1 protein-coding gene is annotated in these 430 nt (G+C 74.0%); it reads left to right on the top strand.

The window, feature by feature from the left end:
• A partial coding sequence (locus tag FOE67_RS28360; RefSeq protein ID WP_182667639.1) for a hypothetical protein occupies window positions 1-377 on the top strand: 377 nt, incomplete at its 5' end.
• Window positions 378-430 lie beyond the last annotated feature (53 nt).

Genomic DNA, 430 nt, shown 5'->3' with positions numbered 1-430 from the left:
CCCCCTCGCCGCCCCCCGCCCCGACCGGCCCCGGGGCGGGGGAGGTGGTGGAGGAACTGCGCTCGGCCCTGGGCGAGGAGGAACTCGGTGAGGTCCGGGACAACAGCCCGGCCTGTTCCAACCAGGCCGCCGGTGGCGATCCGCACGAGCGCGATTGCACCCGACTCCTCGTCACCGACCAGGTCTCCGTCTACGAGTTCCCCACGGTGGACGTGGCCGCGGAATGGGTCAACCGCTACGGGGAGTTCCACGGGGAGGAGTGGAGGGAGGTCGGCCGTTTCGCGCTGGTGTGGAACACCCCCGAACAGGCCGGGGTTCCCGCCGACCGACGCGATGAGATCACCGAAGCGGTCGAGCACCGCCTCGGGGAGGGGTGAGGCCCGGGTCCGGTCGCGCGGGGCGCGAACCCGGCCCGGGAGGGGTGCGGGGG

Source organism: Streptomyces calidiresistens (assembly GCF_014141525.1).
Lineage (GTDB): Bacteria > Actinomycetota > Actinomycetes > Streptomycetales > Streptomycetaceae > Streptomyces > Streptomyces calidiresistens.
The sequence above is the reverse complement of the archived record's forward strand: the minus strand, read 5'-3'. Positions and strand labels throughout refer to the sequence as shown.